The following is a 6,294-nucleotide window of genomic DNA, read 5'->3' as shown; positions in this document are numbered from 1 at the left end:
GATCCAGCGCGTTCATGGCGTACTTACTCGATCTCGATCTTCTGCGACGAGTACACAAAAAGCACGTCGTTCAATGTCGGATGATTTCGGAAGACCTCCTCTCTTCGGTCTCGGAGTCCATCGAGATCGAAGCCGACTACCGTCAGGTCAGCTTCGGCCGAAAGGCGCCCGACAAGTCGCCGGTATCCTTCCACGCTATTCACCGAGAGAAACCGGATGTTCTTCTCTGAGATCGGGATGCGGCGCTCCGCCATCAGCTTGCGGAACGACTCGCGCTGCTCCTCCAGCTGATCCTCCGGCAGGGCAGTAAACACACGTACCTCGCCCTCATCCCAGTCGGGATGACCGAGAATGATGTAGCAGAGCAGAATCATCAGGTTCGCATTCTGCTTGTCGTTCCACGTCAACCAGATGTGAATCGTTTTTCGTTCGCCGAAGTGCAAATCACCGTGACGCAGCACCAGCAGTGTAGATCGTACACTCGAAGCAAACAGGCAGTTCTGGGCTACCTCCTTGACAACGCTCTCGGGGTCGGTCCGAGCAAACTCGAACATGATCGTGTTGTTGCTCAGGCCGGAAACACCCGGCACCTGAAGACTTTGAGCAAGCGCTGACGTCATGGAAGGGCTGACTATGGTGTCCATGAAGACACTGCTGCGTTGCTGTCGTGCAAGTCGTGCGAGGCGACCCTTGATCTGCTGACTTTCGGCGTACGCCTCGGCGTTGAGGTGACCCTTGATGTAATGGAGATAGGTCCCAAACCCGTAGCGGTGACACAGCCACCGCAGGAATATGAGAGGAGACCGGCGGTCGAATGTGCGATCGTCGACCATGATCACGGACGGCCGCCACTCTGCAGCAACGAGGTGATGTTTTCTCCTTTGAAGACGAATCTGAAGATATCGTGTCGCCTGCGTCATGACGCCTTCGAACATGGATGCGAGATCACCTTCGGCCTGGCCGCGTGACAAGAACCAGTACAGGGCTGTCATCAGCGCAAGCGCGGAGACGGCATAGAGCGGGTCCATCTGGAACATCATCAGAAGACAGATGACGGCGCCAAAAAGACTGATGTACCACCTGGAGCGAAAACTTGGTCGGTAGCTCGGTCGGGCCGCAAAATGCTCCAGGAAGCTGATCGCGCACAAAGACCCGTAGGTGACCATGAAGAACATGGAGATCAGCCGAGCCACTATATCCACGTTGCCCAGGGCGACGATGATCACGGCAAGCACTCCCGTGACAATCGTTGTATTCCTGGGTTCGTTGACCTCCCCTACGCCGGCGGCAAGCCAGCGGCTTACGTTACCAATGCGAACACTCCCATCCTCGCCGAGGGCCTGCAGCGTCCTCGGTGCCACGAGGACGGATCCGATGGCAGAGCTGAGCGTGGCGCAGGCAAGACCGATCGGGATGATGGGCCCCCACAGCGCAATGCGCGACATGACGAGCTGATCTCCTGAGAGCAGCTCCGCAGGTGCCGAGTACGCGAGTTTGGCTACGATGAATACATAGACCACCATCCCCACAAAGGTCGCCCCAAGAGTACCGCGCGGTATCGAGCGTCGCGGATTTGCAAGGTCCCCCGACAGTCCTACGCCAGCAGTCATTCCCGTGAAGGCCGGGAAACAAATGGCGAAAACGATGAAGAAGCCATCGGGACTTGCCACGGTCGAATAGAGACCAACGGATTGACTCTCGAATCCATCTACTGGCCCGCCCATAAAGAAAAGGACAAGCGAAGCAGCAAGCGTGGCCACGACCACGTACAGCGCCTTCACGCCCAGCGCCGCACCCTTGAAAAATACTAGGACAAGCAGGCCTATCGTCGCCGGAAGAGATATCATTCGCGGGTCGAATGATACACCCGTCATCTCCTCGAACGGGCCAGCGAGTGGCGAGAATGCCTCGGCGAACGCAATCAGGTAGAACGCGACGGATACCGCTTGCGAGATGTACAGCGACATCCCGATCACGCCGCCAATGGTCTTGCCGAACGAACGAGATATGATGAAGTACTCGCCTCCGCCTTCGACCTTCCTGTTGGTGGCAATTTCCGCCAGCGCCAGTGCCGTCGGTATCGTCACGAGGTGCCCCAGCAAGATGATGCCCAGCGCTCCCATCAATCCGACATTGCCCACAGCGTAGCCGAACCGCAGGAACATGATCGCGCCAAGGATGGTGCTAATTCCGGTCAGAAAGACCGGAAGGGTTCCAAATCCATGACCGCGCTGGCGTCCGGCTTCCTGGCTTGCGACTTCCGACATCAAAGGTTTTCTCTCGAGTTATGAGACTGAAGGACGAAGGTACAAATTCCGTTGGCTACGTTAGCAAGCGAGGGAGCACGAATTCATTCACGACGGTCGGCCGTGTTGTCCTGGACAGTGGCATCATGGTCGTATAGATTAGGTTGATGGGACACTCGATCGAAACGGCGACGAGCGGCCGCGCCAGATGTCGCGGATGCGGCGAGTCAATCGCAAAAGGCGAACTGCGGCTGGGCGAACGACTACCGAATCCGTACGGCGAAGGTGAGATGACTCTGTGGTTTCACCTTTCGTGCGGCGCCTACAAGCGGCCCGAAGTGCTTCTTGAAACGCTAGAAGCCACCGACAACGAAATCGAACACGCGGACCAGTTGCGCGACATTGCGAAATCGGGTCTGGAGCATCGCCGACTTCCTCGCGCTGATGGTGCGGGACGTTCCCCGACCGGCCGTGCCCGCTGTCGCCAGTGCCGCGAGTTCATCGAGAAGGATACGTGGCGGATCGGCCTGGTGTATTTCGACGAAGGCCGATTGAACCCGAGCGGCTACATCCATCTCAGCTGCGCAGACGAGTACCTCGGCACGACGGATATCGTTGCCCGACTCAGGCATTTTGCGCCGACGCTGACCGATGATGATGTCGCCGAGATTCGGGCCGCCCTCGCCGGCTAGCGCTGCCGCATCATCCGTGGATCCGAATCACGACCCCAAAGCTTACCGGGAATCGGATGTCGGATCGCTAACAGCGCCCGTCGCTCGGCCGACAACCGTCGTGACGCAGTATGGCGCGACGTAACACGCCGTACTCGACAACCTGGCGGAGTTCTTCCAGATAGCTCTCTTTCGTATCCATCCGGGCAAACACGAAGCCCGTCCCTGGCGGCCCGCCGTAGTTCTTGACCCATATCGCTGCCCGGCCAATCTCATCCGCCGCAAGCACGTCGACAGCCTCCGTGGCAGCGACACCGGGCATTCCGACCCAGGAGGATTTCAGTCCCCATTCGCGACCAATCTCTGTTACCGTTACGCCAAATTCGTCCGAGTCCCACGCCGTGTGAGACACCGACAGAAGCCGTGAGGGATTGTCACGGTTCACACCAGTCGCTCGCCCTTCCGAATCACGTTCCACGAGTAGCGGGGGCAACCCGAGCCAGACAATCTTGCCGCCATGATCCAGGTAGCGTCGGAACAACGACGTGTCCTGACTCGCCGACGCCACCGCTTCTGGAATCGCATCCATGGCAAACACGACGGCGCTGGGTGACTTGTCCAAGATTCGCTGGCGAAGGAAGTATTCGAGCGCACTGCCATCCAGCGTTTCGTAGCCGCGATCTGCAAAGAACGTGGCAACTTCCCGGTGCGTTGAGTCGGCACCCCAGACCGATCGTCCCATCTGCCCATTGTCCCAATAGACTGCCAGCCGCGGCTGGGGCCCTTCGGTCGACTCAAACGCGTAGAGATATCCGTCGTCACTACCGACGTACAGGCGACCGTTCCATACGGCCGGGGTACTGAACACACTGCCGCCGGTCTGATACGACCAACGCTCTTCGCCTGTCGACACGTCCAGGGCATGCACTTTTCCGGTTCCGCTCCCGATGTACATCGTGGAGTCGACGACTCGCGGCGACGAGAAAACGTATCCTCCAGTCACAATCGACCACAGTTCCTTTCCCGAATGTAGATCCAGGGCTCGCACCTTCTGGCTGCCGGACCGCGCGCTGAACAACCGCCCGTCATCAACGGCCGGGGACGATATGACCCACGCGGTTCCATCCACAAAGGTCCACAGAGTATCACGGCTCTCCAGGTCGACCGCATATAGAGAGGCGTCACGCGACCCTATGTAGAGAACTGTGTCGATCACCGTCGGAGACGAGTGGATCTGGGTCCGATCGAACCCCCAGTCGGCCGCGTTCAGCTTAGAACCCATCGTCTCGAAACGCCAGACTTCCGCACCGGTCTCGGTCGAAATCCCGTACACGATCCCGTCGCCCGAGCCGATGAATGCGACGTCATCAAGAACTGAAGCGGAAGACCGAATGCGACCGCCCGTCTGGAATTTCCACCTCTCCTCACCTGTGTCGAGGTCTATTCCGTAAACGACTCCGTCGCCTGTCCCAATAACGATCGTAGAGCCGACAAGTATGGGTGACGCGAGAAGGTAGTCAAAGCCCTCGTGTCCCCACGGCAGAGGGATATCCTGCTGCCCGGAGACGATCCAGACCGACTGACCGTCTTCTCTGTTGACAGCATGGATCCTGTTATCGCGATCGATAAATATGGCAAGATTCTCTGTGATCAATGGGGCGCCGCCCACCGGAGAGTCCACATCGAGGCTCCAGATTTCCTCGCCCGTGTCAGCACGCAGAGCGAAGAACTGGCCTCCAGAGTTTCCGAAATAGACTACCCCTTCCGCGACCACGGGTGAAGACCGAATGGTACCGCTTGACTGAAATGTCCAGGCAATTCCACCGAGCCGATCTACCCCGTGCGTCTCTACGGCCTCCGATGCTGCCGGCCCTCCGCGAAACATGGCCGGTGTCGGCTGGGCACTCATTGTTGTCGAAAGAGATAGAGTCGAGATGGGCAGTAACAACACCGCTAGCGGGCGAAAAATCCGATATGTTAACACGTGTCATCCTCGATTCTGACGCACCTCAATCACACATGAGATTAAGGTCGCCAACGCCGGGCCACAAGGCACAACGAGCTTCCGCGTCCAGGCTGTAGTGCCTGTAGCGGAAGCCGAGAGACTCACTTCCGGACCGCCATGACATTGACCCTCTACGCTTTCAGCGAGCCTCTGGACTTCGTCACCCGTCTTCGTACACAATACCGTCCGGCAGCCTGCCTCGTATCCATTCCGCAAGCTTGGACACTTGCTCCGGCCCATCGATGACTCGCTTCGGCAGATAGTATGCGTACCTGCGGCTGTAGTAGACAAGAAAGAACTCCGGCGTCTCCCGGACCTTGTAGATACCCGGCCACTTCAGATCGATATCAGCGGTGTGGGTCGAAATGTGGTAACCGTTCTCATCGAGCGTATGCGTGATCGGATGTTTCACGTTGGGGTCGCTATGCTGCATCTGCCACGCCCGAATCCGCCCCGTGATCGGGTAGAACAACCATGCCAGTGTACCAACGACGAGAACCAGCGGGCCCAATCTGAGCACCGAATCATGTTCTCCCATCAACGTCATGACGACAATGAACAGGAACTCGATCACGAGTATCGCAATCACGGCCCATTTGATCACGCGTCGAAATCCGGACGAAAACAGTTCGCGTACCAGCAGGCTCGTAACCCGGGCGTGCTCGGACCTCTGCCAATCGAAGATAAATTTATTCATCGTCCGCTTCCTTCGCTGTGCCGATATGCAATGACGCGGACCCGTTCCAGGGTCACAAGTCCCTCGTCGATCAGGTCGTCCAGAGCGGGAAGGAAGGCCTCGATTCGATCCTCGGCATCTACGATCTCGATGACGATAGGCAGATCGTCCGAGAGCCGCAGAACCTTGGACGTATGAATGCGAGAGCTCGCCCCGAAGCCCATGAATCCGCGAATGACCGTTGCGCCGGCCAGGCCCCGAGCGCGTGCCTCGTTGACGATCACTTCGTGCAGTGGCTTGCCGTCTGAACGGTCGCTCTCGCCGACGAAGATGCGCAACAGATATGCTTCAGATGGTAGCTTCATCTCGATACCTTCCAATCTATACCATGCGGCCGACGGTGACGCCGGCGAAGAGTGCAATGAACCCTAGTCCGTTCTGCAGCAAGATATTGCCGGCAGCGTGCATCCATTCGGACGCGCGGACCAGTTCGCCCGTCTCAAGCATAAACGCAGAAAAGGTCGTGAAAGCACCTATGAAGCCGATTAACACGAGCACTCTGGTGTCACCGGATACAGTCCATCGATTCTCGAACAGCGCCCACAGGAGTCCCGCCCAGAAGCAGCCGATGATGTTGACGGCCGCCGTCCCCCAGGGAAAGGCAGCGCCGGTGAGATTCTGGACCAGTCCGGCCAG

Annotated in this window: 6 protein-coding genes; 1 reads left to right on the top strand and 5 read right to left on the bottom strand. The window is 58.2% G+C overall.

Going from position 1 to position 6,294, the window contains the following annotated elements; genetic code table 11:
• Positions 1–23: 23 nt before the first annotated feature.
• Entirely contained in the window at positions 24–2,267 is a 2,244-nt protein-coding gene (locus HKN37_15895) for an amino acid permease (GenBank protein NNE48134.1), read from the bottom strand.
• Between the two features lie 146 nt (positions 2,268–2,413).
• Here HKN37_15895 and HKN37_15890 point away from each other — a divergent pair, with 146 nt between their 5' ends.
• Positions 2,414–2,938, top strand: a complete 525-nt coding sequence (locus HKN37_15890) for a hypothetical protein (protein ID NNE48133.1) — start codon at positions 2,414–2,416, stop codon at positions 2,936–2,938.
• A gap of 67 nt (positions 2,939–3,005) precedes the next feature.
• Here HKN37_15890 and HKN37_15885 read toward each other — a convergent pair whose 3' ends face one another.
• The 4 genes from HKN37_15885 to HKN37_15870 all read right to left on the bottom strand — a co-directional run.
• The gene (locus HKN37_15885; protein ID NNE48132.1) at positions 3,006–4,826 is read right to left on the bottom strand and encodes a PQQ-binding-like beta-propeller repeat protein; all 1,821 of its coding nucleotides are present in this window, start codon (positions 4,824–4,826) and stop codon (positions 3,006–3,008) included.
• A 256-nt stretch (positions 4,827–5,082) separates the two neighbouring features.
• The gene (locus HKN37_15880; GenBank protein ID NNE48131.1) at positions 5,083–5,619 is read right to left on the bottom strand and encodes a YcxB family protein; all 537 of its coding nucleotides are present in this window, start codon (positions 5,617–5,619) and stop codon (positions 5,083–5,085) included.
• Positions 5,616–5,963, bottom strand: a complete 348-nt coding sequence (locus HKN37_15875) for a DUF190 domain-containing protein (protein NNE48130.1) — start codon at positions 5,961–5,963, stop codon at positions 5,616–5,618. Before HKN37_15875 ends, HKN37_15880 begins: the two co-directional genes overlap by 4 nt.
• 16 nt (positions 5,964–5,979) lie before the next feature.
• A partial coding sequence (locus HKN37_15870) for a CrcB family protein (GenBank protein NNE48129.1) occupies positions 5,980–6,294 on the bottom strand: 315 nt, incomplete at its 5' end.

Source organism: Rhodothermales bacterium (assembly GCA_013002345.1).
GTDB lineage: Bacteria > Bacteroidota > Rhodothermia > Rhodothermales > JABDKH01 > JABDKH01.
Note: the sequence above shows the minus strand (reverse complement) of the source record. Positions and strands in the feature narration are given on the sequence as shown.